Consider the following 6,442-nt stretch of genomic DNA (forward strand, 5'->3'; position numbering starts at 1 on the left):
ATTATTGTCGGGTTTTTATTAAGTTATAAATACTTAAGACGCTTAAAGCAAAGTAAGTGATACTACCATTAGATAATTTCTTAGTTTATGGGTGTATTCAAAAGTTGTTGAGACTTATTTGTTTAAGCTTTTAAAATCTAAAGGTAAATTTTTTAATAGGTTTTGTTAGAACTATAATTTAAAAAAAGAGGATCTGACGATCCTCATCATGTAATTTTGAAAAAACTAATCCTGAGCATCAATACTCTGACCATTCATACCTATACTGTCTTCGCCCATTAAATATAAATAAGCTGGCATGATTTGTTCAGGCGTTGCCAATACTTTCGGATCTTCATCAGGATATGCTTTAGCACGCATAGCTGTTCGTGTTGCACCAGGATTAATGCAGTTATAACGGATATTTGGATAGACATTTTCTTTTGCAAAAATTTGACTGACCGCTTCAATGGCAATTTTTGAAACTGAGTATGCGCCCCATTTCGCACGTGCTTCACGACCGACACCTGAGCTTGCAAAAACAACAGAGGCATTTTGAGATTTTTCTAATAATGGAAGTAAATGTTGAGTAAGAACAAAAGGTGCTCTTAAATTTACAGCCATTACATCATCCCACACTTCAGCAGGGTAGTGGGCCAATTCAACGCGCTCACCTAAAATTCCAGCATTGTGCAAAATCCCATCTAAACGACCAAATTGTTGGTCAAGCGTTTCCACAAGACGTTCGTAATCATATGCTGTTGCAGTAGAAAGTTGCAGTGGCAAAATTGCAGGTTGAGGAGCACCTAAACTTTCAATTTCGTCATAGATCACTTCTAACTTGTTCAGCGTTCTACCATGAAGAACGACGGTCGCACCATGTAAAGCATAGCTCAACGCTGCTGCACGTCCAATGCCATCACCTGCACCCGTAATTAAAATTACTTTATCTTTCAATAAATCTGGGCGAGGTTGATATTCTGAATATTTCATGTGCGACCTCCTTCATTGTTCTAATTAAGCTGTTTTTTGGTGAGATTCGATCAATTCGATTAAGTGTTGATGTAATTCTTGTACATCATTCACTATACAATCTGCCTGCCAAGAATCTAAGTCATCTTTATGTTCTAATGGTAAATATCCGTAAGCAGCCAAAATAGTGTACATATTTGCGCTTCGACCTGCATCAATATCACGTGGATGATCACCAACATAAATGCATTGTTCAGCTGGAACATTAATTTGTTGAGCAGCGAGGTACATCGGTTCTGGGTCAGGTTTAGTGTGCTTAACATCTTCTGGGCATACGAGAACGGCACAACGTTCAGTTAAGTTTAAGGCTTGAAGTAGTGCCTCACTCAGCCAACGAGGTTTATTTGTCACAATTCCCCATGGAATATCGCGTTGTTCCAAGTCCTCAATTAAAGGATACATCCCTGCAAAAAGGTCTGTATCCACAGCAATATCAGCACCATAGATATCTAGAAAGCGCTGACGATGTGCAAGGAAAATAGGATCATCAACCTGTAATTCAGGATAAACCAATTTCACCATCGCCCGAGCCCCCTCGGAGACCTGAGTTCGGATCAGGGCTGCATCTACGATCTCTCGACCTTCTTCACGACACATTGCTTGAATAATACGAATAAAATCCGCAGCAGTGTCAATTAAAGTCCCATCTAGGTCGAAAAGTACGGCCTTCATTCATGCACCTCATTATGGGTGTAAACCATATAGTTCACATCGACATTTGGGGCTAACCAATAATGTTTAGTTAATGGGTTGTAATGTAAGCCTGTCATATCTTTAAGTTTTAAACCTGCGTTACGAATATCATGCGCTAATTCAGAAGGTTTAATAAATTTATGATAGTCATGAGTTCCTTTTTTCAAAAGACGTAACACATACTCTGCACCGATAATCGTAAATAAATATGATTTTGGATTACGGTTAATTGTGGAGAAGAATACATGACCGTTTGGTTTCACCAGTTTTTGGCATGCTTGAATGATTGACGCTGGATCTGGTACATGTTCCAACATTTCCATACAAGTTACGACATCGTATTGACCAGCTTGTTCTTCAGCCAATTGCTCAACTGGAATTTGACGATATTCGATATTGGTTACGTTTTCTTGTTCTGCATGCAGACGTGCGACATTTAATGGTGCTGCGCCCATATCGATACCGAGGACATCGGCACCACGGCGTGCCATACTTTCAGCCAAAATACCGCCGCCACAGCCCACATCTAGGACTTTTTTGCCACTAAGACCACCTGCATGTTCATCAATCCAATTCAATCGTAATGGATTGATTTGATGGAGAGGGCGAAACTCAGAGTGTTGATCCCACCATACTGCAGCAAGTGCTTCAAATTTAGCAATTTCTTGTGGGTCAACATTCAGTTGAGTCATTACAGCCACCTTAGCAAAGTTCGTTTTAATGGGTAGAATTTATATCAGATCTTAGTGTATCGCTAATTCCAAAAAAAGCGATAAATCTTGTAAAAAAGTTCACAGAATCAAAACGATTTTCTCATATTTGTTTTATAGTGAAACCATATGCTAATCAGAATGATTTAGAGGATAAAAACTTAATGAAAAAGGTGGTTTTTAGTGGCGTTGCCGCTGCGGTGCTGATGGCACTTTCAACAGGTGCAATGGCGAACTTTGTTGAAGGCAAAGATTATACGGTCGTGCAAAACCCAGGAAAGGTTGATGTCGCTGGTAAATTGGAAGTACGTGAGTTCTTTTGGTATGGCTGTGGTCATTGCTTTACTTTAGAACCTCATATGCAATCTTGGTTACGTAAAATTCCAAAAGATGTGAATTTTGTCCGTACACCTGCTGCAATGAACAAAGTATGGGAACAGAATGCACGTGGCTACTACGTTTCTGAAGCACTTGGTGTTCGTAAACGTACACATTTGCCTTTATTCCACGCGATCCATGACAAAGGTCAGCAGATTTTTGACCAAAAATCACAAGCGCAATTCTTTACGAAGTATGGTATCCCAGAAGCGAAATTCAATAGTTTATATAATTCTTTCGCAATTACTGCCAAAGTCTCTCAAGCAAATAAATTAGCGCAACAATATCAATTGACGGGTGTGCCAGCTGTTGTAGTAAATGGGAAGTATGTCGTACAAGGGGATAATGGCCGCGTGTTACAAGTGGTCGATTATCTATTGGATAAAGAGCGCAAAGCTAAATAATAGAAAACCCGCATTGAGCGGGTTTTTTTTATGCCTCAGTATTATTCCAATTCAAAATCCCTTTAAAGATTAATCGTATTTGGGTAATGGACTGTTTTTTGAGTACTAATTTTTGTAATTCAAGCTCCATACCTGAATATTGACGGCCCAAGCTAATCCAAGACATTGCCCATGTGAAACATAAATTAATTAAAATATTCGACAACATTTTTAGATCATCAGCTTGATGAAAATTTTGTACGATTTCGAATTTTTGTAGGTCATTGGCCAAATCAGAATTTAGAAACTCAATTTCACGAGCAATCGCACGTCTTACCACTTCAGCCCCCCCCCAGCGCTCTGCGATCATAAAAATCCAAGGTTGGGTATTTAAATCGATGGCTTCAAAAAAAAGTTCCATGCTGGTTTCGGCTTTCGCATCAGGGTGGGCCAAACCTTGACCGAGCTGATGAAGTACGGTTTTCAAATATAACGCGACTTGATCCACCAACTCTTGGCCTAATTCATCCATATCTTGAAAATGTCGATAAAAGGCTGTTGGCACCAAACCAACCTCACGTGCAACTTCACGCAGACTAATACTGCTAAATGAACGGCCAGATGTGCTTAAGCGCAAAGCGGCATCCAGTAAAGCCTGACGACTTTGTTGTTTACGTTCATCGCGTATAGACATCTTAAAACCTGAGAAGTGAAGTCGAGATGAGTCTATCAAAAAAATATAAAAATAAAACGACGAATGTCAGTGAACATGTGTTGACTCAATTTCAAAATCAATATAGTGTACGCATGTTCACTATTAGAACACTTGTTCACTCAATTAAATTGAAATACAAAAGAGGAACGTTTGAGATGAGTAGTTATCTGTCATATCGTCCTGAATGGATTCGAGAAGATTTCGTCGATTTTATCGCTGAAAAAATACATCCCACTTTGGCTTGGAAAAAAGTCAAAGCATCGCTCGTGAGTCGTCAGGCACTTAGTCACGATTTCTATGAGATTCATTTATGTCCAAATCACAATTTCGATTTTCAACAGATTGAGGCAGGGCAAAGTGTTTTAGTGACAGTCGTAATTGCAGGCGTGCGTCTACAACGTAGTTATTCGATTGTGGAAATTTCTGCGACAGGTAATCTGGTGATTGCTGTCCGAGCTCAAGGAGTAGTGTCGAATTGTTTAAGCCAATTGGCGATAGGTTCTGTCGTGGAAATTTCTCAAGCGCAAGGTGAGTTTACGCTTGAGCCGACTCAACAGCCAATTGTGTTGTTGGCGTCAGGGAGTGGCATTACCGCCATTTATGCATTGCTTACGAAGGCTTTAAACACATTATCTGTGCCTATCGATTTAATTTATTTCTGTCGAGATGACGCGTTCCACGTGAAACTACAACACCTCGCTTCAAAACATGATCATTTTAATTATCACTATTTTAATACACGCCAACATAAACAATATCTGACATTGGCGTTGTTAGAGCAGTTAGTACCAAGTTTTAGGCAAGCACAGATTTATGCATGCGGTGCAACTTCGATGATGCAAGCTGTAAATCAAATTTGTCATGAAGAGGGGATCATCAATCAGCTCAAACAAGAGTTTTTTCAAATCCGTGTAGATGAAGAAATTGAAAAACAATCCGTCACGTTTATCCGTAGTCAGAAATCGTTTGAAGCTCAAAAAAGTTTATTGGTGAGTGCTGAAGAGGCTGGATTAAGACCCGCTCATGGATGCCGAATGGGTATTTGTAATGCATGTGTCTGTAACAAAGTTAGTGGCGCTACTAAAAATATGCTCACAGGTGAAATTGAACATGAGCCAAATCGACAAATTAAATTATGTATTAGTCAGGCAGTAAGCCCTGTTGTGATTAATTTGTAATTTAACGGTATCGTATAAGACTGGAGAAAAATAATGAATATGTCACTTAATACAACATGGCAATCAAAATCTAAACATCTGACCGCTGAGCAAATTGAAGCATTTGGACAACGCGTTGAGCAGATTAGACTCAGTATTATGAATGATTTGGGTGAACAAGATGCCAAATATATTTATAAGATTCGCAACTTTGTTCGCTATAGCGAGATTGGCTCACGTGCATTGCTGATGTTTGGTGGTTGGATTCCACCTGTTTGGTTGGTGGGTACAGGATTACTAGGCGTGTCCAAAATTGTTGAAAATATGGAACTTGGACATAATGTGATGCATGGTCAATTTGACTGGTTGAATGATCCTAGTTTAAACGGTGCGACATATGACTGGGATACCATCTCAACAGGCGATGACTGGAAATATACCCATAACTATGTACATCACACCTATACCAATATTGTGGGGATGGATCATGATGTAGGTTATGGTCTACTTCGTGTTTCAGCATCTCAACCGTGGGAACCAAGATTTTTGTTTAATATTCCCTTAGCGATTCAATTGATGGTGTTTTTTGAATGGTATGTCGGTGTTCAAAACCTACACTTGGAAGACGCGCTTGTTTATAAAACCAAATCTTGGAAACAAGTGTGGAAAGATGCTGAAAAATTAAGAAAAAAAGTACGACGTCAGGTGGTGAAAGATTATGTCTTTTTCCCGATTATCGCTGGTCCAAATGCGCTTCCTGTCTTCGTAGGAAATGCAGTTGCAAATGTGATTAGAAGTTTATGGTCATCTGCAGTGATTTTTAATGGTCATTTTACTGAAGATGCAGAAACATTTGAGATGGATAATACCGAAAATGAAACGCGAGCAGAATGGTATTTACGTCAAATTCGAGGTTCAAGTAACTTTACGGGAACATCATGGCTGCATATTTTGAGTGGTAATTTGAGTCATCAAATCGAGCATCATTTATTCCCTGATATGCCTGCAAATCGCTACGCAGAAGCTGCGCCAAAAATTAAAGCATTATGTGAGGAATATGGCATTCACTATAATGAAGCTAACTTTATGAAACAATTCTGGAGCGTTTGGGTTCGTTTAGCTAAATGTTCTTTACCAAATGATAAGACAGCTAAAATTTCTCAATCTATAAGAAAATTAAGAGGAATATTTGCTTGAGTACCACTATTTAGTTTAATTCATTAAAGACGTGAAGCATTAATTAAAATTTTAAGCATGGAACGTGAAGAATAAAAAAAAGCCCAATTGGTGATAATTGGGCTTTTAATTGAGACTGTAAATTAAATTGTGTAATTGCCTGAATTTGCTATGTTCATATTCACAACGGAGTCAGGCAACATGATGAACGAACAAAAA

General features: G+C 38.8%; 7 protein-coding genes. 3 read left to right on the top strand and 4 right to left on the bottom strand.

Features of this window, described 5'->3' with window-relative positions:
- Positions 1 to 225: 225 nt before the first annotated feature.
- Genes AC1M9D_RS11695 through ubiG form a run of 3 tightly spaced genes read right to left on the bottom strand, consistent with a single transcriptional unit; the run spans position 226 to position 2,396 of the window.
- Positions 226 to 972 (bottom strand): YciK family oxidoreductase, encoded by a 747-nt coding sequence (locus tag AC1M9D_RS11695; RefSeq protein ID WP_035268812.1) that lies wholly within the window; start codon positions 970 to 972, stop codon positions 226 to 228.
- Between the two features lie 24 nt (positions 973 to 996).
- Positions 997 to 1,683: an HAD family hydrolase gene (locus AC1M9D_RS11700; protein ID WP_035268813.1), complete on the bottom strand. Its 687-nt coding sequence runs from the start codon at positions 1,681 to 1,683 to the stop codon at positions 997 to 999.
- A complete protein-coding gene (gene ubiG, locus AC1M9D_RS11705) occupies positions 1,680 to 2,396 on the bottom strand; it encodes a bifunctional 2-polyprenyl-6-hydroxyphenol methylase/3-demethylubiquinol 3-O-methyltransferase UbiG (RefSeq protein ID WP_481612238.1) in 717 nt (238 codons plus the stop codon). Before ubiG ends, AC1M9D_RS11700 begins: the two co-directional genes overlap by 4 nt.
- A 182-nt stretch (positions 2,397 to 2,578) precedes the next feature.
- On the opposite strand from ubiG, the gene AC1M9D_RS11710 reads away from it, so the two are divergent.
- A complete protein-coding gene (locus AC1M9D_RS11710) occupies positions 2,579 to 3,196 on the top strand; it encodes a thiol:disulfide interchange protein DsbA/DsbL (RefSeq protein ID WP_180000355.1) in 618 nt (205 codons plus the stop codon).
- Between the two features lie 28 nt (positions 3,197 to 3,224).
- Here the strand turns inward: AC1M9D_RS11710 and AC1M9D_RS11715 are convergent, their stop codons facing one another.
- Positions 3,225 to 3,869: a TetR family transcriptional regulator gene (locus AC1M9D_RS11715; RefSeq protein WP_481593767.1), complete on the bottom strand. Its 645-nt coding sequence runs from the start codon at positions 3,867 to 3,869 to the stop codon at positions 3,225 to 3,227.
- Between the two features lie 176 nt (positions 3,870 to 4,045).
- Between AC1M9D_RS11715 and AC1M9D_RS11720 the strand changes: the two genes are divergently transcribed.
- Together AC1M9D_RS11720 and AC1M9D_RS11725 are read left to right on the top strand one after the other, a co-directional pair.
- Positions 4,046 to 5,068, top strand: coding sequence for a flavin reductase family protein (locus AC1M9D_RS11720; RefSeq protein ID WP_481612239.1), 1,023 nt, complete (start codon positions 4,046 to 4,048; stop codon positions 5,066 to 5,068).
- Positions 5,069 to 5,101: 33 nt separating this feature from the next.
- Complete coding sequence (locus tag AC1M9D_RS11725; RefSeq protein WP_481587749.1) at positions 5,102 to 6,244, top strand: fatty acid desaturase family protein; 1,143 nt, start codon at positions 5,102 to 5,104, stop codon at positions 6,242 to 6,244.
- The last annotated feature ends 198 nt before the right edge of the window (positions 6,245 to 6,442 follow it).

Source organism: Acinetobacter sp. ANC_7682, assembly GCF_056779795.1.

What these genes read in the sequence shown, in the direction of transcription:
- AC1M9D_RS11710 (WP_180000355.1), top strand. Translation starts at nt 2,579, where the DNA reads ATGAAAAAGGTGGTTTTTAGTGGCGTTGCCGCTGCGGTGCTGATGGCA.
- AC1M9D_RS11695 (WP_035268812.1), bottom strand. Translation starts at nt 972, where the DNA reads ATGAAATATTCAGAATATCAACCTCGCCCAGATTTATTGAAAGATAAA.
- AC1M9D_RS11720 (WP_481612239.1), top strand. Translation starts at nt 4,046, where the DNA reads ATGAGTAGTTATCTGTCATATCGTCCTGAATGGATTCGAGAAGATTTC.
- AC1M9D_RS11715 (WP_481593767.1), bottom strand. Translation starts at nt 3,869, where the DNA reads ATGTCTATACGCGATGAACGTAAACAACAAAGTCGTCAGGCTTTACTG.
- AC1M9D_RS11725 (WP_481587749.1), top strand. Translation starts at nt 5,102, where the DNA reads ATGAATATGTCACTTAATACAACATGGCAATCAAAATCTAAACATCTG.
- ubiG (WP_481612238.1), bottom strand. Translation starts at nt 2,396, where the DNA reads ATGACTCAACTGAATGTTGACCCACAAGAAATTGCTAAATTTGAAGCA.
- AC1M9D_RS11700 (WP_035268813.1), bottom strand. Translation starts at nt 1,683, where the DNA reads ATGAAGGCCGTACTTTTCGACCTAGATGGGACTTTAATTGACACTGCT.